This window comes from Lactococcus fujiensis JCM 16395 (genome assembly GCF_002441655.1).
In the GTDB taxonomy this organism is placed as follows: domain Bacteria; phylum Bacillota; class Bacilli; order Lactobacillales; family Streptococcaceae; genus Lactococcus; species Lactococcus fujiensis.
In genome coordinates this window covers 70,941-94,983 of sequence record NZ_JXJU01000008.1, presented here as the reverse complement: position 1 = coordinate 94,983, position 24,043 = coordinate 70,941, and the positions used below count along the sequence as shown (strand labels likewise).

25 protein-coding genes, 1 tRNA gene and 1 other annotated feature are annotated in these 24,043 nt (G+C 37.0%); of the genes, 22 read left to right on the top strand and 4 right to left on the bottom strand.

Annotation, left to right across the window (positions count from 1 at the left end; translation table 11 throughout):
- Window positions 1–7: 7 nt before the first annotated feature.
- Window positions 8–1,285, bottom strand: a complete 1,278-nt coding sequence (locus RT41_RS07390; RefSeq protein ID WP_096818540.1) for an HD domain-containing protein — start codon at window positions 1,283–1,285, stop codon at window positions 8–10.
- Window positions 1,286–1,436: 151 nt separating this feature from the next.
- Here RT41_RS07390 and RT41_RS07385 point away from each other — a divergent pair, with 151 nt between their 5' ends.
- The 14 genes from RT41_RS07385 (at window position 1,437) to RT41_RS10660 (ending at window position 14,784) form a co-directional block, all read left to right on the top strand.
- Window positions 1,437–1,817: a YwiB family protein gene (locus RT41_RS07385; protein WP_054639426.1), complete on the top strand. Its 381-nt coding sequence runs from the start codon at window positions 1,437–1,439 to the stop codon at window positions 1,815–1,817.
- Window positions 1,818–1,843: 26 nt separating this feature from the next.
- A complete protein-coding gene (locus RT41_RS07380) occupies window positions 1,844–3,028 on the top strand; it encodes an ABC transporter permease (protein WP_096818538.1) in 1,185 nt (394 codons plus the stop codon).
- A gap of 133 nt (window positions 3,029–3,161) precedes the next feature.
- Window positions 3,162–3,235, top strand: a sequence feature (ribosomal protein L21 leader region).
- 43 nt (window positions 3,236–3,278) lie between these two features.
- Entirely contained in the window at window positions 3,279–3,593 is a 315-nt protein-coding gene (rplU, locus tag RT41_RS07375) for a 50S ribosomal protein L21 (protein WP_054639425.1), read from the top strand.
- 2 nt (window positions 3,594–3,595) lie between these two features.
- Window positions 3,596–3,931, top strand: coding sequence for a ribosomal-processing cysteine protease Prp (locus RT41_RS07370; RefSeq protein ID WP_096818535.1), 336 nt, complete (start codon window positions 3,596–3,598; stop codon window positions 3,929–3,931).
- Window position 3,932: 1 nt separating this feature from the next.
- Window positions 3,933–4,217, top strand: coding sequence for a 50S ribosomal protein L27 (rpmA, locus tag RT41_RS07365; RefSeq protein WP_096818533.1), 285 nt, complete (start codon window positions 3,933–3,935; stop codon window positions 4,215–4,217).
- Between the two features lie 143 nt (window positions 4,218–4,360).
- A complete protein-coding gene (locus tag RT41_RS07360; RefSeq protein WP_096818531.1) occupies window positions 4,361–5,539 on the top strand; it encodes an exonuclease SbcCD subunit D in 1,179 nt (392 codons plus the stop codon).
- A complete protein-coding gene (locus tag RT41_RS07355; RefSeq protein ID WP_096818527.1) occupies window positions 5,536–8,664 on the top strand; it encodes an AAA family ATPase in 3,129 nt (1,042 codons plus the stop codon). Before RT41_RS07360 ends, RT41_RS07355 begins: the two co-directional genes overlap by 4 nt.
- A gap of 105 nt (window positions 8,665–8,769) precedes the next feature.
- Complete coding sequence (locus tag RT41_RS07350; RefSeq protein WP_096818525.1) at window positions 8,770–9,738, top strand: PhoH family protein; 969 nt, start codon at window positions 8,770–8,772, stop codon at window positions 9,736–9,738.
- A 30-nt stretch (window positions 9,739–9,768) separates the two neighbouring features.
- Window positions 9,769–10,350, top strand: coding sequence for an alpha/beta fold hydrolase (locus tag RT41_RS07345; protein WP_096818522.1), 582 nt, complete (start codon window positions 9,769–9,771; stop codon window positions 10,348–10,350).
- 174 nt (window positions 10,351–10,524) lie between these two features.
- A complete protein-coding gene (locus RT41_RS07335) occupies window positions 10,525–11,001 on the top strand; it encodes an NUDIX hydrolase (RefSeq protein WP_054639416.1) in 477 nt (158 codons plus the stop codon).
- An 11-nt stretch (window positions 11,002–11,012) separates the two neighbouring features.
- Window positions 11,013–11,501 (top strand): rRNA maturation RNase YbeY, encoded by a 489-nt coding sequence (gene ybeY / locus RT41_RS07330; protein ID WP_054639415.1) that lies wholly within the window; start codon window positions 11,013–11,015, stop codon window positions 11,499–11,501.
- Window positions 11,485–11,943: a diacylglycerol kinase family protein gene (locus RT41_RS07325; protein ID WP_054639414.1), complete on the top strand. Its 459-nt coding sequence runs from the start codon at window positions 11,485–11,487 to the stop codon at window positions 11,941–11,943. The genes ybeY and RT41_RS07325 overlap by 17 nt, the downstream gene beginning before the upstream one ends.
- Window positions 11,944–11,994: 51 nt before the next feature.
- Window positions 11,995–12,564 carry a nucleotidyltransferase family protein gene (locus RT41_RS07320; protein ID WP_054639413.1) on the top strand — a complete coding sequence of 190 codons (570 nt, stop codon included), beginning with the start codon at window positions 11,995–11,997 and terminating at the stop codon, window positions 12,562–12,564.
- Between the two features lie 93 nt (window positions 12,565–12,657).
- Window positions 12,658–14,784 carry a C1 family peptidase gene (locus RT41_RS10660; RefSeq protein WP_180752696.1) on the top strand — a complete coding sequence of 709 codons (2,127 nt, stop codon included), beginning with the start codon at window positions 12,658–12,660 and terminating at the stop codon, window positions 14,782–14,784.
- Between the two features lie 41 nt (window positions 14,785–14,825).
- Here RT41_RS10660 and RT41_RS07310 read toward each other — a convergent pair whose 3' ends face one another.
- Together RT41_RS07310 and RT41_RS07305 are read right to left on the bottom strand one after the other, a co-directional pair.
- Entirely contained in the window at window positions 14,826–15,473 is a 648-nt protein-coding gene (locus RT41_RS07310; RefSeq protein WP_054639411.1) for a ComF family protein, read from the bottom strand.
- Window positions 15,470–16,732: an ATP-dependent helicase ComFA gene (locus RT41_RS07305; RefSeq protein ID WP_096818573.1), complete on the bottom strand. Its 1,263-nt coding sequence runs from the start codon at window positions 16,730–16,732 to the stop codon at window positions 15,470–15,472. The genes RT41_RS07310 and RT41_RS07305 overlap by 4 nt, the downstream gene beginning before the upstream one ends.
- A 93-nt stretch (window positions 16,733–16,825) precedes the next feature.
- Between RT41_RS07305 and RT41_RS07300 the strand changes: the two genes are divergently transcribed.
- The 8 genes from RT41_RS07300 (at window position 16,826) to RT41_RS07265 (ending at window position 23,239) form a co-directional block, all read left to right on the top strand.
- A tRNA-Gln gene (locus RT41_RS07300) sits at window positions 16,826–16,897 on the top strand.
- 73 nt (window positions 16,898–16,970) lie between these two features.
- Window positions 16,971–17,600 carry a YigZ family protein gene (locus RT41_RS07295; RefSeq protein WP_096818518.1) on the top strand — a complete coding sequence of 210 codons (630 nt, stop codon included), beginning with the start codon at window positions 16,971–16,973 and terminating at the stop codon, window positions 17,598–17,600.
- Between the two features lie 133 nt (window positions 17,601–17,733).
- The gene (locus RT41_RS07290) at window positions 17,734–18,783 is read left to right on the top strand and encodes a DUF475 domain-containing protein (protein ID WP_054639410.1); all 1,050 of its coding nucleotides are present in this window, start codon (window positions 17,734–17,736) and stop codon (window positions 18,781–18,783) included.
- 310 nt (window positions 18,784–19,093) lie between these two features.
- Window positions 19,094–20,056: a glycine--tRNA ligase subunit alpha gene (gene glyQ / locus RT41_RS07285; RefSeq protein WP_096818515.1), complete on the top strand. Its 963-nt coding sequence runs from the start codon at window positions 19,094–19,096 to the stop codon at window positions 20,054–20,056.
- Window positions 20,057–20,141: 85 nt separating this feature from the next.
- The gene (gene glyS / locus RT41_RS07280) at window positions 20,142–22,163 is read left to right on the top strand and encodes a glycine--tRNA ligase subunit beta (RefSeq protein ID WP_054639408.1); all 2,022 of its coding nucleotides are present in this window, start codon (window positions 20,142–20,144) and stop codon (window positions 22,161–22,163) included.
- A gap of 54 nt (window positions 22,164–22,217) precedes the next feature.
- On the top strand, window positions 22,218–22,457 hold the full coding sequence (locus tag RT41_RS07275) for a DUF896 domain-containing protein (protein ID WP_096818513.1): 240 nt from the start codon (window positions 22,218–22,220) through the stop codon (window positions 22,455–22,457).
- Between the two features lie 55 nt (window positions 22,458–22,512).
- Window positions 22,513–22,890, top strand: a complete 378-nt coding sequence (locus RT41_RS07270) for a fluoride efflux transporter FluC (RefSeq protein ID WP_096818510.1) — start codon at window positions 22,513–22,515, stop codon at window positions 22,888–22,890.
- Window positions 22,862–23,239 carry a fluoride efflux transporter FluC gene (locus RT41_RS07265; protein WP_096818508.1) on the top strand — a complete coding sequence of 126 codons (378 nt, stop codon included), beginning with the start codon at window positions 22,862–22,864 and terminating at the stop codon, window positions 23,237–23,239. The genes RT41_RS07270 and RT41_RS07265 overlap by 29 nt, the downstream gene beginning before the upstream one ends.
- 10 nt (window positions 23,240–23,249) lie before the next feature.
- Here RT41_RS07265 and RT41_RS07260 read toward each other — a convergent pair whose 3' ends face one another.
- Window positions 23,250–23,831, bottom strand: a complete 582-nt coding sequence (locus RT41_RS07260) for a nicotinate-nucleotide adenylyltransferase (protein ID WP_096818506.1) — start codon at window positions 23,829–23,831, stop codon at window positions 23,250–23,252.
- Window positions 23,832–24,043: the final 212 nt, after the last annotated feature.

Below are 24,043 nucleotides of genomic sequence, written 5' to 3'. Positions count from 1 at the left end.
ATTTTATTTATTTTTGTGCAGGTAAAAAGCTATCGTTTTTAATCAGAGCTCTAAAATCTTCATGTTCCAGCATGACTTTAGGGAAATAAAAGCGGCGATTTCCATGAATGGTACCCGTTAGTGAAGCAACTAAAGGGGATAATTCTGAGAGTTCATACAAAGTGCCATCTTTTTGTATGATTTCAATTTGTGTCCGAGGTGTGTCAGAAGTCGGACGATAAAAATCATAAGGAAGGTCGAAATTGCTATGAATGCCCGTATAATATTTGACATTAAAACCAGCTTGTTCAACTAATTCGCGCATTTGATCCAGTTTATCAAAATCCGTTTTGGCAAATTGCACTGATTTTAATAAATGTCGATTCATATAGGCCTGTGCCAAATCAGATAAAATAGCGTCTTCAGAGGTCATCCAAGTTTGAAAATAGGTATTCATAACACCATCGTCGAGACTTAAGTAGTCGTTCAAGTTATTATTTTGTTCAAAAAATGGAATTAATCGGGCAGATGTTATTTTAAAGTAATCTGTCTGACTTGAGTACAAATCTTTAGCACGAGCCAATAAATTTTTTAAAATAACTTCCATTGAGCGTGAAGCGGGGTGGAAATAGACTTGTTGATACATTTGGTAGCGACTGACAATGTAATCTTCGACTGCATGAACCCCATTGATGACAAAAGCGATACCATTTGGAACAGGACGAATGACATGTAGAATACGAGTCAAATCATATTGACCATATACTGCACCGGTGTAATAAGAATCACGGAGGAGATAATCCATTCGGTCAGCATCGATTTGACTGGAAATCAATTGGACTACTTGAGGATTTGGGTATTCGTGAGCAATTACGGAAGCAACTTTTTCAGGGAAATCAGGGGCTACGCGACGCAAAACAGCGTTAACTTCGGTCGAAGGAGAAGTAATAATTTCGCGCGTGACAGCCTCATGGTCAGTCTCAAAAAGGCCCTCAAAAGTATGCGAATAAGCACCATGTCCAACGTCATGCAAGAGTGCAGCGCATTGTGTGACCAAGTTTTCATCTGGATCCCATTCCATAGGATAATTCATTGAAAAGTGATCAGTGATTGTTTTGGCAATATGGTAGACCCCCATACAATGTGAAAAGCGACTGTGTTCAGCCCCATGAAAAACTGCACTCGTAGTGCCTAATTGTTTGATTCGCCGTAAACGTTGAAATTCGGCTGTATTAATGAGATCGTAAATAATCTGGTTATCAACATGAATAAAATCATGGACAGGTTCGCGAAATACTTTTTCCATTTGCCCCCCTTTGGCTCTTTTTCACAAAAAACCCTTTTCATTAATTATACTAGAAATTGACTTAAATTGCCATTTGAGTAAAAAAAATACATCAAGGATTTGTATAAATCAAAGGTTTATTTCATGGATAAAATAGTGTAAAATATAAGTTATGTTTAAGATAAAGATTCAAAATAAAATTGAAATTGGCAAGCAAGTAGAAGTTATCGAAGAAGATTTTGGCGGAGAAGTAAAAGTTATCAATGGCAAGGTGTTATTGCGTTATCAAAATGCGAATGATGAAAAAGTTTTGATTAAATTTGATGATATAGAGCTGTCCATGACACGTTACGCAAACCAACCGGTCATTATGAGGTTTAACAAATTGAATGAAACGGTAACTTCGTATGAAGGACTAGGGCTTTTATCCATTATGACCACTGAATATAAACCCCGCCTTAATGAGAAGTGCATCGCTTTATCCTATCAGCTGCTCCAAAATGAAACGAAAATTGCTCATTATCAGTTAGAAATTAATTGGAAAGAAATCTAATAAAAAATTAAGTTTTAGGGGATTTTATGGAAAAAATTAAATTACCAAAAGAATTATATGAGAAGTTAGAATTAGATGAGACAAATCAAATTGAAGTCACTGAAATTTCTAATGATAGCTTTAAAATACGTTCGATCAGGCAAACAAAAGCAGAAGGTGCAGCAAAATGGTTTCTCGTTCCAACATTTGTTGCTTCAATTTTATTTATTGTTGCACTTGTGACATTAGGTATTAATCATGTCATCCCATTGTCAGGCAATAAATCAATTGCCACTGGGATTATCGTCATCTCCAATGCGATAGGAATGCTTTCTTTTATTATTTCCTACCTCTTAAGGAGAAAAGAACTTTATCATCAGATGACTTCAAAAGTTTATTGGCGAACCTTTTTGACGGTGATCATTTCCGTCTTTTTGATCGTTACATTGGCCTTATCAGCATTTTTTTGGTTCATTAATCAAATTTTTCATGGTGTCGCGTTTGATTTAACCACAGCCGTTGTCATCTATTCCATTTTTACAGGAATTATCAATTATATTCTGTTGTTTGTCGTTGATGTCTTTGAAATTTCGATGTTGGTCAATATGCTGATTATGGTCTCAATTGGTGGAGTCATCTCTAGTATGGCATCAAATGGGAATCAATATTGGTGGCAACGTAATTTTTCAATTTTGGGGACATCAAATTCTAATGCGAGTTTTCAATTTAATTTAACTTTAATACTGTCGGCAGCACTAATGATTGGACTCTTTGACTACCTCTTCGTAGCAATCCGAAATAAATTTGGTCAACATTGGCGCCATATTATTTTGCAATTATTGCTCAGCTTGGCTGCAGGTTCGATAGGCATGGTCGGACTGATACCAAATAACGGACAAGGGCTGGCGCACATTGCACATGATGTATTCGCCCAACTTATTGTATTATTTATGGGATTGGCCATTTTGGGAATTCGTTGGTTCTTGCCACATGTAGAAAAGACCATTTATTACATCTCTTATGCGATTGTTGGATTTCTTGCGTTGTCTTACTATTTGTGGCATTTTGTCCATTATTTTACGCTGACAGCCTTTGAGATTTTGTCCTTTAGTTTGAGTTTTGCATGGATCATGCTTCTAATTAATACATTATTACAAATGGTATGGAACATAAAAAAAGTTTATCAAGTGGAACTTATTGACGAAAAAAATGAAAAAACTACAAGCGAATGAGTGTGGTTTTTTTGATTATTCTAGAAAAATGTTTTGAGAAGGAGTCGAAGAAAACAAAAAATTAAGGAAAAGGAGTATTACTTGCAATTCGTTTTGGCTTGTAGTATAATATAGAAGTTGTCTTTGTGGTTTCCATAAAGTGCAACCGCTCGATGTTTCGTTTAAGTGGCTGATAGCCCACGAACAAAGGCGAGTCTGACAGCTCATGACTTAAAAATCAAGAGCAAAAATCTAATAAGGAGGAATCACAATGTCAAACTATGCAATCATCAAAACTGGTGGGAAACAACTTAAAGTTGAAGAAGGTTCAGTTATCTACGTTGAAAAACTCAATGTTGAAGCTGGCGAAACTGTAACTTTCGACGAAGTTATCTTCGTTGGAGGAGATACAACTAAAGTTGGTGCACCACTTGTAGCTGGCGCAACAGTTGTCGGAGAAGTTGAAAAACACGGTAAAGAAAAGAAAGTTGTTACTTATCAATACAAACCTAAGAAACACTCTCACCGTAAACAAGGTCACCGTCAACCATACACTAAAGTTGTTATCAAATCAGTTAACGCTTAATTATGATTGAAGCTTGTATCAGGTCTAAAAGAGGCAAAATCGTCTCTTATGAAATCTCGGGGCACGCTGAATCTGGCGAGTACGGACACGATGTTGTTTGTGCTGCAGTCAGTGTTCTGACGATAACGACAGCAAATAATCTCTTTGACATGGCGCACATAAAACCTGTGACCCAAATGGAAGATGGTTATCTCTACGTCGAAATCCCATTGAGTACCCCTGAAAAACAAGGTCTATTGGCACAAATTTTGCTCGAAGCTTTCGCAAATTCGATGAAAGCAGTAGAAAAAAGTTATGGTCAATATATTACACTTAAATTTGAAAATGGAGGGCAATAACATGCTTGAACTTAATCTGCAACTCTTCGCCCACAAAAAAGGTGGAGGTTCTACTTCCAATGGTCGTGACTCACAAGCTAAACGTCTTGGTGCTAAAGCATCTGACGGAGAACTTGTAAGTGGCGGATCAATCCTTTTCCGTCAACGTGGTACACATATCCATCCAGGTGCTAACGTTGGACGTGGTGGTGATGATACACTTTTCGCTAAAATCGAAGGTACTGTTAAATTCGAAATGAAACGTGGTAAAAAACAAGTTTCTGTTTATCCAGCAGTGGCTAAATAATGAATTTTAAATCTGTCAGCAATGACAGATTTTTTTATTTCAAAAAGTTACTAAATGTAGTAAGATTGTCCAAAATCATAAAAAAAGATATACTTAAAGTTAGATACTTTACAAGATGAAACAGAACATGTCGGGGAGAAGCAATGAAATTTTTACACACATCAGATTGGCATATTGGACGTACACTCAATGGATTTGATTTAATTGAGGAGCAAAAGTACGCCGTTAATCAAATTTTAGCGCTTGCTCAAGACGAACAGGTCGACGGAATTATCATCGCTGGGGACCTTTATGATCGGGCGATCCCTAGCACGACTGCGGTAACGACTTTTAATCAAATGTTGAAAAAGATCAACATTGAGTCGAAGATTCCTATTTATATGATCGCAGGAAACCATGATGGTGCCCGACGACTTAATTTTGGACGTGAATGGCTTGGGTTTAATGACATTTATCTGAATACACTTCTCGATGAGGCATTTCAACCGATCGAAACGGATGAAGTTCAACTTTTTCTGCTCCCCTTTTTCGATCCTGCTGATGCGAGAATCTATTTTTCAAATTTAGGGATGAATGATGAACGGGTTAAAGCAATCAAGACAATTTCAGATGCCATGGTTTTGGTTCTAGAGGAGTTGAAAAAACAATTTGATCCAACAAAGCAGCAAATTCTGGTGACGCACTTTGCTATTTCAGCACATCAAGAATTGCCTGTCGAATTAACCTCTGAAACGGCTTCTAGAGTAGGTGGATTGGCAACGATGAGTAGTCAACTCTTTGAAGGATTTGATTATGTCGCCTTAGGTCATATTCATACCAATTTAGCATCCCCTAGTGAAAAGGTTCAGTATTCTGGAAGTCCAGTAAAATTTAATACAAAAGAGGCCAATTCAAATAAGGGAGTTTACATCATTGAACTAGAAGATGGGCATGTCAGTTCAAAATTTGTTTCATTGAAGCAACAAAGAGATTTAGTTGTCTTAAAAGAAACGTGGGACGTTTTGATAAATCCCGATTTTTACAATGCCTTGCCGCTTCATACTGCTTGGTTTGCCATTACCATTAAAAAGTTTGAGCGTTTAGTTCATAGGGGCGAAAATTTAAGGGCTCAGCTCCAAAAAATTTATGGCACCATTGTCGAATTAGATTTTGAAGATCTTGCCAGAGAAAAACAAATGAAATCAATGGCAAATATTGAAAATTTATCTGAAGAATTGATTATTGAACGTTTTTACGAACGTGTGACAGGAAAACACATGAGTACAGGTCAAGAAGCCATTGTCGAAGAGACGCTTATTCAACTGAAGGGAGAAAAAAATTGAAGCCACTATATCTGGAAATGAACTATTTTGGTCCACACGAGCATTCTAAAATTGATTTCTCTAAGTTAGCTGAGGCCCCCATTTTCTTAATAAGCGGTGATACAGGTGCTGGGAAATCCACGATTTTCGATGCCATGACGTATGCCCTGTTTGGCACAACAACAAGCGAACGAGATGCAAGAGAAATGCGTAGTCAGTTTGCAAGTTGTGAAGAAGAAACCAGTGTTACTTTTTATTTTGAACAAGGTAATTTTATATACAAAGTTGTACGTAAGCCTGAACAGGAATTAAAAAAAATGCGAGGGACGGGGACGAAGAAACAAAACTCGACCGCAAATCTTACTATTGTTGAATCAATTAAAGGAAAAGAACTTGAAAATTTAGCCACTAAACCAGCAGATGTCGGAAATGAGATGGTGCAACTGCTTCATTTGAATGCAGAACAATTTAAGAAAATCATTCTCCTCCCTCAAAATGACTTTTCGCAATTTTTAAAATCAAAAACAGATGAAAAAGAAGCCATCTTGAAAAAAATTTTTGGGACAGGGATTTTTACAGAATTCTCAAATCAAATCAAAATGAAATTTAATCTCTTGAATGAGCAAAATCAAGAATTTCAAAATCAATTGGCTATCCAATTTCAGTCTGCAATTTGGTCAAATTCCGAGTTAGAGAAAATTGAAAATAGTCTTGAGGAAGAAAAATTTGACTGCCTCCATACTTTAATTGAAGTGAGAAAAAAAGATAATCAAGTGCTGAAGGATAAAGTGGAAACGCTCCGGATATTACAAACGCAAGCACAAATGGAGCTTCAAAAAGCAGTTGAAATCGAGTCGAATCTCGCAAGGAAACATACTCTTGAAACAGATTATGCAACCAAAATCATGGCACATGCAAGTGAACATGAAGAAAATCAAGTTCATTATCAGGAACTCCTTTGGGCATCTTCATTTAAGCAACCTTTATCAGACATAAGTAAGGCAGAACAAGCTCTGATCGGATTAAAATCAAACCGCGGTCAATATCAAGAAGAGATGACTGAACTAAACGGCCAATTAAGTGGTTTAGAAAAACAAATGGATCGCCTAAATGAAGAAAATGAATTAATCGAGACAAAGAAACAACAAGTTGCCAAAATTTCAATTCTAATTCCGCAAGCAAAAGAGGTAGAAAAACTTAAGCTTGAATTGGAGCAATTGAATCAAGAGCTTCGAGAACTAAATGCTCAATTAGAAGAAGTTGAACAGATACGTCAAACTTATTCACAAGAAATTATTTTCAAACAACAAGCACGATTTGATATTGACGAAATTAATAAAGAGAGTAAAAATTTAAATGAAATAGCATTGATGTTAAGTCAAAATGTCATCCCCCAATTTAAGGAATTCAATAGACTTGATCTAGAAAAAAAAGCTTTAGAAGAAGACGATCATAAGGCTAAGGAGACAATCAACAAATTACAGCGAAGTTTATCAATGAAAAAAGCAGACTATGAATTAAAAATTCAAAAGCGTCGTCAGTTGATGATTGCCCAATTACAAAATGAATTGGTGGAAGGGGAGCCATGTCTGGTATGTGGTTCAATTGAGCACCATGCAAAACCTGCTCTAGAAATTTCAAATCAAGAATTGAAGGAGGCGATGGAAGATGTTGACGAAAGTCAACGCGCTTTTGCAGCTACAGAAGTTTCAACACAACAAGCCCTAGCCAATCATGACCAATTAAAAGTAAAGCTTGAAAATAAATTAATTGAACTTGAAAGAATTAAGAATGAGCGAGATGAAAATTATGTAGCACTTAAAAGTTCATCAAATCTGGAACTCCCTGAAAAGATTGATCTTTCGGCGATTGAAAAAGTAATCAAACTTGCTCGGGAAAAAAATAATGTTAAATTTGAAAAGAATAAAAAACTGACAGAAGAAATTAATGTTCTTGAAATCCAAGCCTTAGACGCGGAACAAAAAGGTCAAAGCTTATCGAAACAAGTGGCCGAAATAATGGGGAAAATTGAAACACAGCACCAGTTTATCAGTCAAAAAGGAGTGCTAGAGTCCAGTTTACGTTTGGAAAAGCAAAGGGAGAAATTAAGCAAAGAAATCGAGTCTTTCGAATGGTTTGTTCGAGATACAACAACAAAAAAAATAGAACTTGAACGTTTACTCGAAGGAGCCAACGGTAAAATTGAAAGTCTAAATTCACAAATTAATCTTACAGAGCTTAGTCTTGAAGAAATCAAGTCTAAAGTATCAAAACGACTGAATGCAAGTGATGCTCAATCAGATAAAATAGAAGTGATTCAAAAATGGCTTGATGAAAATCCAACGACGCTTTCAAATAAAATTGAAGCCTATCAAAATGAAAAATTACGATTGGAAAAAGAAATCAAGCAATTAGAAAAACAATTGACCGGCAGTAAACTGCCAGATATTAATCATTTGACGCAAGTTAATAAAGAAAACGAAAAGAACTATATTCATGCAGAAAAAGAATTGGCAACGTCTGATAAGGAGGTTGATCAAGCAATAAAAGCTTTTGAAAAGATTGAAAAATTACGACGCGCTCAGGGAAAATTAGCTCAAGCAAGTGCGGATATGACGCAACTCTGGAATGCAGTCAATGGTAAAACTACAGATAAGCTAAAACTCGAAACATTTGTCGTTCAAAGTTACCTAGAACAAGTCCTAGACTATGCCAATCATCATTTCATTAATGTATTGTCAAATAATCGCTATCAATTTGAATTATCAGAAGAAGTTAAAGGCAACGGAAGTCAGGGCTTGAATATAAACATCTATGACAACGAAACAGGCGCTACACGATCATCAAGTACAATGTCTGGAGGAGAGACTTTTATTGCTGCTTTATCAATTGCCCTGTCATTAAGTGAAGTGGTTCAGAATACAGCTAATGGAGTTCAAATTGATGCTTTATTTGTAGATGAAGGTTTCGGATCCCTTGATCAAGAAACGCTGCAAAAAGCGATGACTGCCCTCGAACAAATCGGAGAAAATCGAATGGTCGGGGTCATTAGTCACGTCGAAGAAATGAAAAAATCAATTGGACAACAATTACTCATCAAAAAAATCGGTGACGGCAGAAGTAGGATTGAACGCTACTCAATTTAAGCTCAATTACTGATTGAAAATGTTATTTTGCCTAAACTTGGCTGCAATATCGCGAAAATTAAATCTTATTTTTCGAGGTGTGGTATAATAAAAGAAAATCATTAAATGGAGATTATTTATTTGGCAAAAATTTCGGTTGATTTTAAATTAGAAAATCCTGAAGATGCGGCACTAGTCTTTGGTACACAAGATAAGTATTTAACACTGCTTGAACATCAGCTCTCAGTTGAAATTAATTATCGTGGAGAAATGGTTCAAATTTTGGCAGCTGACGATGCGAGTGGACAACGCGCCCGTAAAGCAATTCAAGCACTTCAAGTTTTGGTTCGACGTGGTGTTCCTGTTCATACCTCTGATGTTATCATTGCATCACAAATGGTGCTCGATGATGACATTGAAAACTTTACAGCCCTATACGAAGTTGAGCTGACAAAAGATGCCGTTGGAAAACCCATTCGGCTTAAAAATTTAGTTCAGAAAACGTATGTAGATGCAGTTAAACACCACGATGTCGTTTTTGGAATAGGTCCAGCTGGAACGGGGAAAACATTTTTGGCAGTCGTTATGGCTGTTCAAGCCTTGCGGAACGGTCAAGTGAAACGGATTATTTTGACCCGCCCTGCCGTCGAAGCTGGGGAAAGCTTAGGCTTTTTACCAGGGGACTTACAAGAAAAAGTTGACCCTTATCTCCGTCCAGTATATGATGCCTTGTATATGATATTAGGTAAAAATGCGACTGAGCGAATGATGGAGCGAGGAATCATCGAGATTGCTCCTTTAGCCTATATGCGTGGGAGGACTCTAGATGATGCTTTTGTCATTCTTGATGAAGCCCAAAATACGACGACGATGCAAATGAAAATGTTTTTGACCCGTCTTGGTTTTAATTCCAAGATGATTGTTAATGGAGATATTTCACAAATTGACCTTCCAAGTAAGGTTAAGTCAGGCTTGATTGATGCAACCGAAAAATTATCCCGCATTCAAGCCATTGACTTTATATATTTCACGGCAAAAGATGTGGTCAGACACCCCGTTGTTGCTGAGATAATTAATGCCTACGAAAAAAAATAGTTCTGGGAATTGCTTTAAATTTCAAATAGAATGCTGAGTGATTCTATGTTTATTGATATTCAGGGCTTGCATTTGCATTATAAATTAATCGGTAATGGATTCCCGCTACTAATAATTCATGGGTGGCGCGGGAACATGGGAACGATGGAAGCAGTATTCGAACTACTTTTTACTAGTAATTCGGATATAAAAAGGGTTTATATTGATTTGCCAGGTATGGGTGATTCAACTTCTGGATCATATCTATCCTCAACTGACGATGTGTTAGAAGAATTATTTGATTTTATAGATAAAGTTATTGGAGCACCTTTTTTAATTGCTGGTTATTCATATGGCGGTTATTTAGCGAGGGCAATCGTAGACAAAAAGCCATCCGATATCCTTGGTTTATTTTTACTCGCACCAATGCTTATTCCTGAAACGAAAGGTAGAAAACTTCAATTTTCCAAATGGGTTGAATTAACTACAGAATACCAGTTGGCTCAGAAACAATCGAAACAATCGAAAAAATCTTGGAAAAATGTTGATCAATCTTTCATCTACAGATTAAAACAAAATTATCGTTTAAAGGATGCTATTACAAACGTAAGGCAATTCAATAAACCTATTTAGTGCTACTTGGCCATCAGGATACTGTTGTAGGATATGAAGATCAATTTCGGATGATTCGTGAGTATCCGCGTTCTACCTTTGCTATGCTGGACATGGCAAGTCATAATTTACAAATGGAACAACCTCAATTATTTGCTTCTATGGTAAGTAATTGGTTAGAAAGAAGTGTGTTTAATGGCTGAAGGGTACATAATGGAGCTGAGAAAAAAAGTCGGTCATATTCCGATGGTGATTGCTTGTGCTTCAGTAATTATTTATGATGATGATAAAGGGCTGTTTTTACAAAAACGGGTTGACAATGGCAACTGGTGTTATCACGGAGGTTCTGTTGAACCGGGGGAAACTGTACTAGAAGCAGCTAAACGTGAACTTTTCGAAGAGACAGGTTTGACTGCGCATCGAATGAAATTATATTCGGTCGCCTCTGGGGAAGAACAACATTTCTTTTACCCAAATGGTGACGAGGTTTATATCATTGATACTATTTTTATCTGTGATGATTATTCTGGCCAAGTCAAATTGGAAAAGAAGGAAGTCTCGGATTTGCGATGGTTTGAGTATGACAAGTTACCAGAAAATATTAATCCTGCCACAAAAACACCCACTATAGCTTTTGCTAAAGAACAAATTTTAAAAAGAACAAAGAATTAAGGAAACATAATATGTACGTAGAAATGATTGACGAAACAGGGAAACTTCCTTCAGGAATTATGGAACAATCTCAGAAACTGCTTGACTTTGCGGCTGATTATATTAAATTGCCTGAAAGCAAAGAGATGGCAGTGACTTTTGTTGATAATAAGCGGTCACATGAATTGAATCTCGAATATCGTGAGACAGACCGTCCGACGGATGTCATTTCTCTTGAATACAAGCCAGACAATGAAGAATTCTTTTTCGATGAAGATATGGAGCTTCCTGAAGAATTACTCGAGGAAATGGATCCCTTCATTGGTGAACTTTTTATCTCAATCGAAAAAGCGGCAGAACAAGCGCAAGATTATGGACACTCGATTGAGCGTGAATATGGCTGGCTTGTAGTGCACGGTTTCCTACACATCAATGGCTATGACCACTATACCCCAGAAGAAGAGGCAGAAATGTTTGGCCTTCAAGAGGAAATTTTGACTGCTTATGGACTTACACGATAAAGATACAAAAGTATACGAAAAGGTTGATTTTAAAAATGGCAATATTCCGGTCAAACCAGACCGACAAAGATGGAAAAATACTAATTTTATTTCAAGTTTTGAATTTGCAGTCACTGGAATTTGGACCGCATTTAAACAAGAACGGAATATGCGAAAACATGCAATTTCAACAGTTTTAGCAATCCTGTGTGGTCTTTTTTTCCAAATTTCAAAAGTGGATTGGCTCTTTTTATTGTTGTCAATTTCGCTCGTTTTCATGGCAGAGTTAATTAATTCTGCGATCGAAAATGTGGTTGACCTAGCGGCAGATTATCAATTTCATATGCGGGCCAAACGGGCAAAAGATATGGCAGCAGGTGCAGTTCTAGTGATTTCTGGTTTTGCAGTTCTGGTTGGTCTCTTTATTTTTCTACCGCCACTCTGGAAACTTTTTTTCGGATAAACTAAATTTAGCCAGAAAAATTCAGATTTCTAAATTTCGGAGATTAAAGTAATGGACTCAAATGGAAGCCAAATAAAATCGATGCTGCAAAATAATTCAGAGCTGATGAAAATTTTAGCTGAAGTAGATTCATTGAAGTTGAATAATTATTATATAGCTGCTGGTGCTGTTTTTCAAACAATATGGAATACGCAAGATAAATTGCCTTTAATGAATGGTATTCACGACATTGATATTATTTATTTTGATAAAAAAATAACTCAAGAGGATTCTTTAGAGCAGGACAAATTTCTTGAAAAAAAGTTAAATGAGAAATTTCAAATGGAGTTTGATATTCACAATGAAGCATATATGCATCTTTGGAAGGGTCGGAATATAAAACCTTATTCATCATGCGAGGATGCCATGGGACGTTGGTTAGCCACTGTTCATGCGATTGGTATAAAAGGTCAACCGGATACGCTTGAAATTTATGCGCCTTTTGGGATTGATGACATTTTACATCGAATTATTCGTCCGATTTATCATGTTGATAATTCGAAAATTTTATATGATGCAAAAGCGTTGAAGTGGCAAGAACGATTTAATGGCTTAACAATTTTGCAGTGGGAAACTAATTGAGTTGCACGAGCAACTTTTTTTATTATATCTGTATGTTATAGAATATAAAAAGTGGTATAATGAAACCAGATTTTAATGAAAGTGTATCAGTTGATGAAAAAAAAGACCATCCTCCTGTATTCAGCAATAGGTTTGAGCATATTAAATGTGCAAATGATTGGACAAGCTCAATCATTAACAAGATCAACAGTAAACGAAAAAACGAAACCAATTACCTCGTTTGGCAAGAATCATAAAGTTGGTGGATTAATTCAAACATTTATTATCCAAAGCCAAGCTACTCAAAGTCAGTCCACAAGCCAAAATGGGAGTCTCGGGTCATCTGGTCTGACAGCAAAGAAAACCGTTTTGGGTGCAACAAACCTCCCTTCTTTATGGAATCCTTTAAATCCTACATCGGCCAATTATGGGAAAACGACACCAGTTTTAAATCAAGAAGATTTAAACATTTGTTGGGATTATGCTGGTGTTGATGCCATTGACACAAGCGCGATGAAGCAATTGGGGACTACAGAAGACCTGTTACCTGCTTATTATGATTACTTGTCAGCGAGTAATGCTTTTAGTAATAAGTCGAATCCATTAGCGGTAATGAATACCGATGGGACGTCAAGGAAATTGGGGGATGGTAACACCATTGATTACGTTCCTGAAATGAGTGTGATTGGATATAATCCAATGCTTCCCAATAATAGTTTTAGCCAAGATATGACAATGGCTCAAGATGTTCCAATAAACAACAGTCTATTTAATAGCCTCAAATTATCAAATTATCATGTGAATGACACCTATATTCTCCCTGGATTGACAACGAATCAATTCCCCACAACCAACGCTGCAATAATGACACGAATCAATCAAATTAAACAATTGGTTTATCAGTACGGCTCTGCCCAATTTGGAGTACAAGCTGAGTATACTTTGGATTATTCAGAAAATCCGACGACTGCCGTTTATTCACATCTCGCTGCCAATAAAGATTTTACCTCATATACTCCTTATTCAGCAAAAATGAATAGTGATTTAGCTACGACATATAACAATCAAACCTATATTAATCAAGACCACGAAATGGAAATTGTTGGCTATGATGACAATTATTCGGCCAATAATTTTAGCAAAAAGCCAGGAATGAATGGCGCCTTTATCGTTAAAAATTCATGGGGGACAGATTGGGGCAATGGAGGTTATTTTTACCTTTCTTATGCAGACATTTTTCTTGCAGCATCAGATATTTATGCCGACGGAGTGATCAATAATAACGGAGAAACGATTTATAGTTCCACAAATACAAGCCCAAATGCAGTTGGGACTTATTACGATTTTGGCTACGCTCAAGGATCAACATCCAATAGTAACATATTTTCAAATACCTATAACAGTCAGTCAACATCAGGTTCACAAATAGAAATCCTTAATTCTATTTCAACTGATATAGAAGAAGCAGGTGCGAAAGTTAAACTGCTGTATAAAGTGGGTGCAGTGACAAACAGTACGAAATTAAGTGATTTTCAAACATTAGGAACATATACCTTTACTGACCCTGGATATCAAACCATACCGTTTAACGCCATTACACTTCCTAGAAATAGTCAATATAGTATTGCATTTGAGGTCACCAATTTAACAAATTATCAAACGTTCCCAATCCCTTATGAATCGGTTCAAACTTCATCTTCAGGACAGTATCCGGTCATCCAGGCTAAAAATTCTTGGATGGATATAGATAATGAATGGGTCAATGCCTCCGTTAATCAGGGAACAAATCTTTTTATTGACGGGCAGACCAGTATGTCCAATGTGGATTTGTCGACTTATCATCCGATATATCGCTTATACAATTCACGCAACCGAGAGCATCTTTATACAGCTGATTTGAATGAAGCCACAACTCTACCAAAACTCTCAAGAGACTGGAAATATGAAGGAATTACATGGCAAGCCCCTCAGTCATCAAGTTTGCCTATTTATCGTATTTATAATCCTAAATCTGGAGAACACTTGTATACGAAAGACACGAACGAGGTTAGAGTATTGGTTGGGTCAGGCTGGAAAAATGAGGGCATCGCCTTTTATTCTGCTGGGAATTTAGCGATTTATCGTTTGTACAATCCGAATGCTGGGGTTGGTTCTCATTTTATGACTTCAAGTCTATCTGAAAAAAATGCCTTGGTAAAAAGTGGTTGGACAGATGAAGGCATCGCTTGGTTTGGAATGTAACTCGTTTACAAGTTAAAGATAAGTCACCTCGAGTGGCTTTTTTAGCGGCAAAGTGAGAATGTGCGTACTTGCTCTGCACCATTTTTTAATAAAATATGGACGGCATGTTGGAGTGTAGCACCTGTCGTATAAATGTCATCAATGACAAGAACTTTTTTAGGAATTTTTTTATCTGGATTAAGTTCAAATGGATTTTCAGTGTTTAGTCGTTCTGATCGAGTTAAACTAGATTGTTTAGGGGTATTTTTTTTAATGAGTAAATCAAGATATGGCTCATCTTGCAAGAATGCGGTCACTTGATTAAAGCCACGTTCCTGCATCCGATTCGTAGAAACCGGGATGGGTACCATCACTTCATCACTTCGTTTTTGATGAAATTCTTGCTTAAATACATTGAATAAATTGTAATCCCCTTGAAATTTATACCGTTTAAAATAATCTTTCATCGCTTGATTGTATTTAAAAATTGCGCGATGTTGAACGATGATTTTTTGCTCCTCCCAAATTAAACAGTCGGGACAAACGGTCAAGAATCCAGATTGATAACACCGTGGACAATGATTTATATCTATCCGCTCAAACGTTGCTTGACATTTAGAACAAATCATTTCCCGTTTTGAGTTGAGTAATAATAAATCAGTAAAATGAAAGTGGATGGTTAATTCACAGTTACATAAATAACAATTCATTTGAACCCCCCGAGTTGGTTCATCTTATTGATTTCTTTGATGGCTTTTTTCATTGCTTCTGTTTTACCTTGGTGGAAGAGTTCAACAAGACCAGTAGGTCGGTCGGGATGACGACCAACTCGTCCAGCCATTTGAATGATAGCTGAAGCAGAAAAATTTTTATGATGGGTATGCATTAAAAAAACGTCAACAAATGGAAAGGTAACCCCCCTTTCTAAAATCGAAGTGGACACCAGAATTGATATTTCGCGTTTACGAAATGCTTCAACATATTCATAGCGGTTTTTGCTGGTTGAGGCAACAAAAGCAATTTTTTCATTCATGTAGCGTTTTTGCAGTTCGTTTGTGAATGCAATTCCTGAAGAAATTTCTGGGAAAAAAATAAGTAAAGGGAAACCAGTTTTTCTTTGCTTTAAAAAATGAGCTTTGAAATGACTTTCAAAATAACACTTCGGGACGACAAGCGGATTTTGATGGAATCGCTTAGGGAGTGCAAGTTGGGTTAATTCGCCTCTTTTTACGGCTTTTTCAAGTTTAGGTGTTGAGGTAGCCGTGAGAAAGACGGTAGCTGCCCCTTGCTTTGCTGCTTGTTTAACGGCATGGTAGAGTTGATCGTTATCAACAAACGGAAAGGCGTCTACTTCGTCAATGATAACAAGATCAAATGCTTCTTTGAAACGTAAAAGTTGGTGACATGTAGCAATGACTAATGGACTTCTAAAATAGGGCTTCCCTTTCCCATGTAATAAGGGAATAGCACAGTCAAAATCACGCTCCAGTCGTTGGTGGAGTTCAATACAGACATCGATTCGTGGACTGGCAATGATTACGGATTTACCCTGACTTAAAGCTTGATCGATTGATGCATAAATCATTTCAGTTTTTCCAGCTCCAGTTACAGCGTGGACTAAAGTCTGCCCTTCTTTATTGGTAGCTTTGACCAGAGCATCTGAGACTACTTGTTGGTCCGAAGTCAAGTGACCTGACCATTTCATCAACTGACGATTAGCAAAGGGCTGTTGTATGGCGTGATAAAGAAATTCATCTGAACGGACACGACCAAGATTGAGACAAGTGGGGCAATAAAAACTGCCAATAGCTAATTGGACATCCGCTTTTCGGTGCTTTGTTCCGCAACGTGAACAGATAATTAAGTTGTGGTTGATTGCGTTCATTCCATTTATTTTCACAAACTGATCAAGATTTATCTCTTCCGGAATTTCATTTTTGGTAAGGTAGCGGCCATAATAATCTTTCATAACTTTTAATACGTTATTCTTTTTAAAATGTAACAAAACATCATAAATTTTTGGCAATAAACTTTAAAAGTGCTATAATATAAGAGTTGAAATTGGGATATAGCCAAGCGGTAAGGCGAAGGTTTCTGGTTCCTTTACGCGCAGGTTCGAATCCTGCTATCCCAGTAAGTAGTGCCTAACGGCACTTTTTTTATCAATATTTTTCTTAAAGCAATAGGCCAAATTTAGGGGAGATCTCATGACCATAACCATCAAAAATAATTTTGTCAGTGAAGAAGAAATTAAAAAATCACGCTTTATTTGTTCGCTAAAACGGGTGGAAACAGAGGAAGAGGCACGTGATTTTATTGCGCAAATAAAAAAAGAACATCATCAAGCTAATCACAATTGCATGGCATATACAATTGGGGATCACCAAGAAATTCAGCGAACATCTGATGACGGAGAACCTTCTGGAACAGCGGGAATTCCTATGCTTGAAATACTGAAAAAAAGAGAGATTACGAATGTTTGTGCCGTCGTTACGCGTTATTTTGGGGGCATTAAATTAGGAGCTGGTGGGTTAATTCGTGCCTATGGAGGAGTGGTTAATCATGCGATTGATGAAGTAGGATGTGTTCAATTTGTTGAACAAGAAGAAATATGTCTTACATTAGATTATAACCTTTTTGATTCTTGTCAAAGACTGATTTTTGCCAATGATTTGAGCATTGAAAAAACGAATTTTAAAGAAAATGTGGAAGTTTCGTTTTTTATTGACTTGGATGCAAAGCAGGAGTTTCTTCTAAAACTAACTGACCAATTCCACGGAAAAATAAAAATCGATTTTGGAGATAAACAAATGAAAGAAGTAGCTCTAAAGCTTTAATTCTCTTTTAAAGAATGAATAAATGAAGTTTTGATGATGCCTTATCCCTTTTAAATATGTTATGATTGAATAGAGTATTCTTGATTTTTAATTAAAATGTTAAGATGCAAAAAAACAAAGGAAGAGTTTTAAATTGAAAATATTTTATGGTTCAATTGTTGTCACATTAGGTGCTTTGATTTTCGCCTATTTTTATGGAGGTTTTAGTGCAGTCATTCTGACATCTATTTTAGCAATATTAGAAATTTCGTTGTCATTTGATAATGCGATTGTTAATGCACGAATTTTGGAAAAAATGAGCAAGGCTTGGCAAGAGGTCTTCTTGACCGTCGGAATTTTAATTGCAGTGGTTGGGATGCGTTTTATTTTCCCACTTGTTGTGGTTTCAATTTCTGCAAACATGAGTCCTATGAATGCTTTGCATTTGGCACTTGCTAAGGGAAACCCTGAGATACCAGGCACATATGGATATATTCTTCATGGTGCGCACCCTTCGATTGCCGCATTTGGTGGGTTATTCTTGCTCATGTTGGCCTTAACTTTTTTCTTTTCCGAAATGGAACATCATTGGCTGAAATTACCTGAGAAATTGTTATATAAGGTTGGACAAATTCCTTTGGCATCTGCATTGATTTCATTAGTTGTCCTTGTTTTTACAACGGAATTAACATCAAAAAATCCTCATACTGTTTTATTATCCGGCGTGCTTGGTATTATTACCTTTTTATTAGTAGATGGCTTGGGACAATTGATGAGTCGTCATGGCGCATTAGCTGAGGTATCGGACGAGAAGATCAATCAAAAGGGTTATAAGCCAAAGCAAGTAACCGGTAAGGCCGCCTTTGTCCTTTTCCTTTATTTGGAGGTCATTGATGCATCCTTTAGTTTTGATGGTGTCATTGGCGCCTTTGCAATTACTGCTGACCCAATTATCATTATGTTGGGACTTGGCTTGATTGGTGCAATGTTTGTCCGTTCTTTGACTGTTTTCTTTGTTGAAAAAGGAACTTTAGATGAACTTATTTATATTGAACATGGGGCTCACTGGGCGATTATGGCACTTGCAGTTCTGCTGTTGTTCAGCATCAACTTTGAAATAAGTGATGTCATTACGGGTGTTCTTGGTGGTATTATCATTTTGCTCTCCTTTGCTTCAAGTGTGATTTACAACCGAAACCATTAAAAAAATCTCGCTTTCATTCAATTTTTAGGAAAAATGAGGGCGTTTTTTTGTGTGAGGTCAGTTTAACCCAAAAATCTTTCTTGCAAATGTGAATTAAAAGGTCTATAATGGGCATATAGCGATTGGGGATAGTGAAAGCTCAAAAAACATCATGGCACATTAAATTTATTGATAATAATGAAGTAAAAAATGAAGGTGGAACCGCGCTATTGCGCCCTTTGTAAGTATTTTAGCTTACGGGTGTACTAACGTGGTTTTTATTATGGTGTCGCAAGTTCAAGCGCTCATCGGATTCAAAAAGGAGAAAAAAATGGCAACGGACAAAAAACGATCATTTCAAGACATTATCTTAACATTACAGGGCTTTTGGGCAAAACAAGGGGCAAATCTCATGCAGGCTTACGACAATGAGGTCGGAGCAGGAACAATGAGTCCTTATACTTTCTTGCGGTCAAATGGGCCTGAACCTTGGGCTGCAGCGTACGTGCAACCCTCTCGTCGTCCGGCTGATGGACGTTATGGCGAAAATCCAAACCGTTTGTTTCAACATCACCAATTTCAAGTGGTCATGAAGCCTTCCCCTAAAAATATTCAAGAACTCTATCTTCAAAGTTTGGCTGAATTAGGCATCGATGCACTAGAGCACGATATACGTTTTGTTGAAGACAACTGGGAAAATCCTTCGATGGGCTGTGCTGGTATTGGTTGGGAAGTTTGGATTGATGGACAAGAGTGTACACAATTTACTTATTTCCAACAAGTTGGGGGAATTGAAGTTGATTCTGTCACCTCAGAAATTACTTATGGATTAGAACGACTGGCCACAGCGATACAAGAAGTAGATTCAGTTTATGATCTTGAATGGGGAAATGGTGTCTTATATGGTGACATTTTCAAAGAACCAGAATATGAACATTCAAAATTCGCTTTTGAAGAATCAAATCAAGAATTATTACTTCAATTGTTCGGCGAATTCGAGCAAGAAGCACTAAGACTTCTTGATAAGGGGCTTGTTCATCCAGCTTATGATTATATATTAAAATCCTCACATACTTTTAATTTGTTAGATGCACGTGGTGCGGTTTCTGTTACAGAACGTGCGGGTTATATGCATCGGGTACGAACAATGGCACGAAAAGTAGCCAAAACTTTTATTGAAGAACGAGCGAAATTGGGATTCCCATTGTTGAAAGACGAAACTTTGCGTTTGAAATATTTGGGTGAAAATGGGAAATATGCTGAGCTTTCTAAAGTCGTAAAAAATAAGGACTGAAGATTTTGAGCTCTAATGGCCCAAATTTATGATGATATCGAATCCAGGGATGAGTATCTCCCACTAAGGAGTTAGGAAAACAAATATGAATTATTTATTAGAAATTGGTCTGGAAGAAGTTCCAGCGCACTTGGTAACGCCAAGTGAAAATCAGTTAGCAGAACGTGTGGCAGCCTTTTTATCGGATAACCGTCTTACTTTCAATGGCATTAAGAAATTTTCTACACCACGCCGATTAGCCGTTTTAGTAGAAGGACTTGCTGAATCATCTGCATCATCAGATGAAGAAGTCAAAGGTCCTTCAGCTAAAATTGCCAAAGACAAAGAAGGAAACTGGTCAAAAGCAATTCAAGGCTTTTCACGTGGACAAGGCGTAAATCCAGATGATTTGATGTTAAAAGGCGACTATTATTATGCAGAAAAGCATATCGATGGTGTAGCTACATCCGAAATTTTGACGTCCCTCAGTCATGATGTAATTGAAAAAATGCAATTTAGCACCTATATGAAATGGGCAAACAACAGTTTCTTATTTGTCCGTCCCATTCAATGGATTGTTAGTTTATTGGACGATACGGTAATTCCATTTCAATTACTTGATGTCCAAGCAGGACGTTCATCCCGTGGGCATCGTTTCCTAGACAATGATTCAATTTTCGAAATTTCTACGGCTACGCACTACTTGTCAGCAATGACAGACCACTTTGTAATGGCTGATGCAGAAGCTCGTAAAGCACTAATTTCTGATCAAATCTTAAAATTAGCTGCAGAACACGATTGGAATGTGATTTTACACGAAGGTTTGCTTGAAGAGGTTAATAATATTGTCGAATATCCAACCGCTTTTGTTGGCTCATTTGATGAGAAATACTTGGCTGTTCCTGCTGAAGTGTTAGTGACTTCAATGCGTGATAATCAACGCTATTTTGAAGTGTATACTAAAGATGGTCAATTAGCACCGCACTTCATTTCTGTTCGTAATGGGAATGCAGCTCACATGGAGAAAGTCATCGAAGGGAACGAAAAAGTTCTTGTTGCACGTCTTGAAGATGCTGAATTTTTCTGGAGTGAAGACCAAAGACTTAACATTGAGGATCTGGTAGCAAAACTTTCTAAAGTGACATTCCATGCTAAAATTGGGTCAATTACTGAACACATGGCACGGACAAAAGCGATCGCAGAAAAGTTGTCAGTGCTGACAGGGGCGAATGATGTTGAGAAATTAGCTGTTTTAAGAGCTGCGGACCTTTATAAATTTGATTTGTTGACCGGAATGGTTGGTGAATTTGATGAATTGCAAGGCGTCATGGGTGAGAAATATGCCCTCCTTGCTGGTGAAAGTCCAGAAGTCGCTGCCGCAATTCGTGAGCATTATATGCCAACATCTGCTGATGGGGATCTTCCAGATACAAAAGTGGGTGCAATTCTAGCGCTTTCCGATAAAATTGATTCTATTTTATCGTTCTTTAATGTTGGCTTGATTCCTTCTGGTTCAAATGACCCTTATGCTCTGCGTCGTGCGGCTCAAGGAATTATCCGAATCATTGAAAAATTTGATTGGCGCTTCGATTTTGCTGCATTTATAAATCAATTTGAGACAGAAAATAAAGCAGAAGTATTGACCTTTATGGCAGGAAGAATGCAAAAATTATTGCTTGAAGAAGACGTCCGTTATGACATTGTTGATGCTGTTATTGCAGCTAAACCGACTGATTTGGCAGCCATTAAAGAAGCGGCGGAAGTGATCAGTAGATATTCAAGTCATAAACCATTCAAACCAGCTGTTGAAAATGTAGCGCGTGTCATTAATTTGGCCAAAAAAGGAACTGATCAAATCGAAATTAAGACTGATTTGTTTGAAAATGATGCTGAAAAAGGGCTTTATGAAGTTGTCCAAAACTTAAAATCTGACTGGTTCGTATTGACTGCTGAAGCTCAATTCAGAGCAATTGTCCATCAACTGGCACCTGCCATTTCTCATTTCTTTGAAAATGTGATGGTTATGGTTGACGATGAGGCGGTTAAAAATAACCGATTGTCATTACTGACAGAAATAGTAACTTTGACAAAAGTGCTGGGCGATTTCAGTCAAATTATTACGAAATAAAATAAAACCGTTTTATAATTTAGTATATAAAAACAAAAATTGAAAGGAGTAGTCTTGGCTATTACAAATGAACAAATCGAACGTATAAATGAATTAGCTCGTAAGAAAAAAGAAGGCACTTTAACGAATGCAGAAGCAGACGAGCAAGCAGTTTTACGTCGTGCATATATTGATTCAGTAAAAGAAAATTTCCGCACGCAGGTTGAAAATGTGAAACTCGTTGATGATAAAGGGAATGACATTACACCTGATAAACTTAAGAAACTCCAAAAAAAACGTGGCATACGTGACTGATTGGAACCTAAAACTACCACGTTAGCGGGTAGTTTTGCTATTTAAAGGATTTGCTATGAATATAATTATCGTCTTTTTATTCGGCTTTCTCGGCGGTTTAAGTCGGTATGAAGTCAATCTTCACCTCCCTCAAACAGGACATTTTCCATTGGCAACACTGTTAATCAATCTCTTGGGCTGTTATTTATTCACCTTCTTAGTAAAAAATTATTTACAAACAAAAAAAGTTCATCAAAAACTAATTTTAGGGATTGGAACTGGATTTATTGGTGCATTTACGACTTTTAGTGCTTTTATCATGGATTCTGAACACTTGTTACTACTGGGTGACTTTGGACTTTTAACCCTTTACGTGTTCTTAAGTATTGTTGGAGGTCTCCTGATGGCGTTTTTAGGAATGCGACATGGACGTAGAGGAGCTCAACGTGTTTGAATTAATGCTCATCGGGTGCTCGGCGGGCCTTGGGTCTGTTGTACGTTATCTTTTCAGTAAATTAAATGGTCAATTTCTAAAAGTTGGATTTCCTCTTGGTACTTATTTAGTCAATATTATTGGTTGCTTATTGATCGGTTGGCTTTTTATGAAGTTCGGGACACAAACGGAATCTTATAAAATATTTGCCACTGGTTTCTGTGGTGGATTGACGACCTTCTCGACATTCAATTTTGAACTGTTTGACCTCATTGAGCATAAAAATTTCCGCTTGTTTTCACGTTATTTTTTACTGAGCTATGGTCTTGGGTTCCTTGCACTTCTAGTTGGAATGATGCTCGCAAAATAAAAAAATCAGCTTAAAGATAAAGCTGATTTTTTTTGATATAATCTAATACCTCTTTTGGTAATAAATAATTTGGTTCGTTGCCGTTTTTAATCATTTCGCGAATTCCAGTACTTGAGAGGGGAAAAACAGGTGCCTCAATCCATATCACAGGATAAGGGCTTTTTGTGGCTTTATTTTCACGTTTAAATGCAACAAAATGAACCATTTGAATGAGTTCATCAATTTTATACCATTTTGGGAGGTATTCAACCATATCAGAGCCAATAATGAAGTAAAAATCCGTGTCCGGATATTTTTTTGTCAAGATTTTCATGGTCTCAAAGGTATATGATTTTCCTTCGCGTTCAATTTCTCCAAGTTCTAATTGGAATGAAGGATTGTCCTGAATGGCCAACGCCAACATTTTAACACGATGATCAGCTTCAATGGTGGCCTTTTCGTCTATGTGTGGGGGTAAATATTCAGGCATGAGCCAAACTTTATCTAAATGCAACGACTGGCGGGCTTGGTCAGCCAACATTAAATGGGCAAAATGGATAGGGTTGAAGTTGCCACCCAAAATTCCAATTTTGTTTCTTTTATTATTACTCATAAAGAAGAGTAACCTCAATTCTATTTCATAGTTATTTCAAATGCGAATTGATTTTGAAAATAGTTTTCGCTTTCAATTTAGTTCAATAAAAATAGTTCTACTGTAGTCTGACTTTTGGCAGGTCTTGCTATATGGAGCGCATTTTTCTAGGTCCTATTTTCAAACGGGATAGTCACACTGCGTTAATCACCTTCTATTGTAACATAGCTCGT

Bases quoted from the DNA above. Each gene is read 5' to 3' on its own strand.
- rpmA (WP_096818533.1), top strand. From the start codon at position 3,933: ATGCTTGAACTTAATCTGCAACTCTTCGCCCACAAAAAAGGTGGAGGT.
- RT41_RS07345 (WP_096818522.1), top strand. From the start codon at position 9,769: ATGCTGAGTGATTCTATGTTTATTGATATTCAGGGCTTGCATTTGCAT.
- RT41_RS07335 (WP_054639416.1), top strand. From the start codon at position 10,525: ATGGCTGAAGGGTACATAATGGAGCTGAGAAAAAAAGTCGGTCATATT.
- glyQ (WP_096818515.1), top strand. From the start codon at position 19,094: ATGGCAACGGACAAAAAACGATCATTTCAAGACATTATCTTAACATTA.
- RT41_RS07305 (WP_096818573.1), bottom strand. From the start codon at position 16,732: ATGAAAGATTATTATGGCCGCTACCTTACCAAAAATGAAATTCCGGAA.
- RT41_RS07360 (WP_096818531.1), top strand. From the start codon at position 4,361: ATGAAATTTTTACACACATCAGATTGGCATATTGGACGTACACTCAAT.
- glyS (WP_054639408.1), top strand. From the start codon at position 20,142: ATGAATTATTTATTAGAAATTGGTCTGGAAGAAGTTCCAGCGCACTTG.
- RT41_RS10660 (WP_180752696.1), top strand. From the start codon at position 12,658: ATGAAAAAAAAGACCATCCTCCTGTATTCAGCAATAGGTTTGAGCATA.
- rplU (WP_054639425.1), top strand. From the start codon at position 3,279: ATGTCAAACTATGCAATCATCAAAACTGGTGGGAAACAACTTAAAGTT.
- RT41_RS07320 (WP_054639413.1), top strand. From the start codon at position 11,995: ATGGACTCAAATGGAAGCCAAATAAAATCGATGCTGCAAAATAATTCA.
- RT41_RS07385 (WP_054639426.1), top strand. From the start codon at position 1,437: ATGTTTAAGATAAAGATTCAAAATAAAATTGAAATTGGCAAGCAAGTA.
- RT41_RS07310 (WP_054639411.1), bottom strand. From the start codon at position 15,473: ATGAATTGTTATTTATGTAACTGTGAATTAACCATCCACTTTCATTTT.
- RT41_RS07380 (WP_096818538.1), top strand. From the start codon at position 1,844: ATGGAAAAAATTAAATTACCAAAAGAATTATATGAGAAGTTAGAATTA.
- ybeY (WP_054639415.1), top strand. From the start codon at position 11,013: ATGTACGTAGAAATGATTGACGAAACAGGGAAACTTCCTTCAGGAATT.
- RT41_RS07260 (WP_096818506.1), bottom strand. From the start codon at position 23,831: ATGAGTAATAATAAAAGAAACAAAATTGGAATTTTGGGTGGCAACTTC.
- RT41_RS07390 (WP_096818540.1), bottom strand. From the start codon at position 1,285: ATGGAAAAAGTATTTCGCGAACCTGTCCATGATTTTATTCATGTTGAT.
- RT41_RS07350 (WP_096818525.1), top strand. From the start codon at position 8,770: ATGGAGATTATTTATTTGGCAAAAATTTCGGTTGATTTTAAATTAGAA.
- RT41_RS07295 (WP_096818518.1), top strand. From the start codon at position 16,971: ATGACCATAACCATCAAAAATAATTTTGTCAGTGAAGAAGAAATTAAA.
- RT41_RS07265 (WP_096818508.1), top strand. From the start codon at position 22,862: ATGGACGTAGAGGAGCTCAACGTGTTTGAATTAATGCTCATCGGGTGC.
- RT41_RS07370 (WP_096818535.1), top strand. From the start codon at position 3,596: ATGATTGAAGCTTGTATCAGGTCTAAAAGAGGCAAAATCGTCTCTTAT.
- RT41_RS07270 (WP_096818510.1), top strand. From the start codon at position 22,513: ATGAATATAATTATCGTCTTTTTATTCGGCTTTCTCGGCGGTTTAAGT.
- RT41_RS07325 (WP_054639414.1), top strand. From the start codon at position 11,485: ATGGACTTACACGATAAAGATACAAAAGTATACGAAAAGGTTGATTTT.